A 1,354-nucleotide genomic window follows, 5' to 3' on the forward strand; every position below is an offset into this window, starting at 1 on the left:
TCGGCCCAGGGGCCCCAGGCAACGGCCGTACCAGCCAGACCCCGCGCACGACGGTCCTCCACCAGCGCGTCCAGATGGGCATTGGCCGCACCGTACGCGGCCTGGCCACCACTGCCCCACACACCGGCGATCGACGAGAACACCACGAACGCATCCAGCTCCCGATCACCCAGCAGCTCATCCAGGCACACCGCCCCCGCAGCCTTCCCGGACACCACCGCCGCCGCATCCGCCAGACTCATCCCCCGAAGCTCGGCCGCCTGCTCCACACCCGCCGCATGGAACACCGCACGAAGCGGAAACTCCTCCGGAACGGCATCCAGCACAGCCGCCACCTGCGCACGATCCGCCACATCACACGCCGCCACGGTCACCCGGGCACCCAACGCCTCCAACTCCTCACGCAACTCCGCCGCACCCGGCGCCCCGGCACCACGACGACTGGTCAGCACCACATGCTCCGCACCACCACGCACCACCCAGCGCGCCACCCGACCGCCCAGCGCACCCGTGCCACCAGTCACCAGCACCGTCCCACGCGCCCGCCACGGCCGCTCCGCCCCCTCACCGGAATCGGCCCGCACCACACGCCTGGCGAACACACCCGAACCACGCACCGCGACCTGATCCTCACCATCCCCACCCGCCAGCACACCGGCCAACCGCGCCACCCCACGCTCATCCAACACCCCAGGCAGATCGACCAGACCACCCCACACCGCCGAATGCTCCAGCCCCACCACCCGACCCAGACCCCACACCTGCGACTGCACCGCACCAGCCAGAGCATCCCAACGCCCCACCGACACCGCACCACGCGTACCACACCACAGCCGAGCCGGAACCTCCGCCTCAACCACCGCCCGCGCCAGCGTCAGACTCAGCGCGGAACCACCCGACAACGCCGGATACCCGGGGCAGGGCTCCTCCTCCAAAGCCACCAGGGACAGGACGCCACCCAGCTCGGGCAGATCCGCGACCACCTCACGCAACCGCCCCGCCAGCACCTTCACGTCCAGGTCGCGCTCACCCACCACCAGCGAGACCACACCCGCACCATGCCGCTCAAGCCCCGCGGCAACCCCCACCACCAGCTCATCCTCAACACGGGACGCCGGAACCACCACCAGCCACGACCCCGACAACGACCCCTCGACCACATCCGGAACCGGCTTCCACGACACCCGATAACGCCAACCGTCAATCGTCGACCGGTCACGGCTACTGCGGTGATACGCCGACAACGCCGGCAACACCGCACGCAACGACGCCTCGTCGTCGAAGTCCAGCTCCTTCGCGAGCGATTCGAGATCCTCACGCTCCACGGCCTGCCAGAACCGCGCATCCACCTCGC

At 69.9% G+C, this 1,354-nt stretch carries 1 protein-coding gene; it reads right to left on the reverse strand.

Annotated features, from left to right (window positions below; translation table 11 throughout):
- The coding region (locus KN815_RS48710; protein WP_216348149.1) for an SDR family NAD(P)-dependent oxidoreductase at positions 1-1,354 on the reverse strand (1,354 nt) is incomplete at both ends.

The sequence above is a fragment of the Streptomyces niphimycinicus genome, assembly GCF_018883605.1.
Lineage (GTDB): Bacteria > Actinomycetota > Actinomycetes > Streptomycetales > Streptomycetaceae > Streptomyces > Streptomyces niphimycinicus.